At 38.8% G+C, this 740-nt stretch carries 1 pseudogene; it reads right to left on the reverse strand.

Annotated elements, in window-relative coordinates:
* Nucleotides 1–740, reverse strand: a pseudogene (locus ACMZ6U_RS10615) (transposase); the annotation flags it as partial.

Raw genomic sequence — 740 nt, forward strand, 5'->3', positions numbered from 1 at the left:
TTCTTAAAGTTTTTAAACTTCCGAAATCCAAAAGCTTGTCGTTTGATATCTTTGATGAGTTTGTTGGTTGCTTCTAGCTTCGCGTTAGAGTAGGGAAGTTCTAAGTCATTAATAATATAGCTTTTGTATTTCAAAAAAAGTTTTGAAGACCGTTCGAAACTCTTTATTCACAGTCTCCAGATGCTCCTTGATTAAGTCAAAAAAGTGGCTAGCTTGTTTCTCTTGAAAATGAAACAGTAATAGTTGATATAGGTCATAATAATAGTGCAGTTCATCAGGGAAAGGTAAAGTTTTCTGAACAACTTTCCGAGGGGGTAAGGTTTGCCTAAAGGTCCTTGAATAGAATGTCTCCAGAGATAGTTTGCGACTATCTTTTTGTAAGATTCGCCAGTGATTCTTCATCGCACGGTAAGTAAGTGATTGCGTTTCAAAGCTCTTCATGATGGCAATTCTCGTAGCCATCATAGCCCTGCTTAGGTGTTGGATGATGTAAAAGCGATCAAGGACAATACGTGCTTTTGGGAGTGAAAGAGTCCAGTGGACTGTTTCAGCCTGAGCCTAAAAATAAGAGAGCGAAGGTCTTGATAATAGGAATATAGCTACCAGACATGTCCACAGTGACAACTTCAACCGTCTCACGAACTTTTCTGGGAAATTTGTAGAAGAAGTTCTTAATCGTGGTTTGTTTATTGTCCTCAAGTACAGTGACGATTTGTCTGGTCTCAAAGTCCTGAGCAATG

It is taken from the genome of Streptococcus pluranimalium, from assembly GCF_047785745.1.
GTDB classification, from domain to species: Bacteria; Bacillota; Bacilli; order Lactobacillales; family Streptococcaceae; genus Streptococcus; species Streptococcus pluranimalium_B.